Here is a 216-nt window from a genome sequence, read left to right as displayed (position 1 = left end):
GTCCGCTCTTCGATGGTCGCCGAGGTGATGATGACTTTCAGGTCCGGGCGGCGCGGCAACAGGGTCTTGAGGTAGCCCAGCAGGAAATCGATGTTCAGGCTGCGCTCGTGGGCTTCGTCGACGATGATCGTGTGGTAGCGTTCCAGGTAGCGGTCGTTCTGGGTTTCAGCCAGCAGGATGCAGTCGGTCATCAGTTTGATCAGGGTGTTGGAATCG

Annotated in this window: 1 protein-coding gene; it reads right to left on the bottom strand. The window is 58.8% G+C overall.

Annotated features, from left to right (window positions below):
* On the bottom strand, window positions 1–191 hold a 191-nt coding region (locus tag AC0L20_RS41605), incomplete at its 3' end, for a hypothetical protein (RefSeq protein ID WP_473295928.1).
* Window positions 192–216 lie beyond the last annotated feature (25 nt).

Source organism: Bradyrhizobium sp. Kon58 (assembly GCF_055807455.1).
Note: the sequence above shows the minus strand (reverse complement) of the source record. Positions and strands in the feature narration are given on the sequence as shown.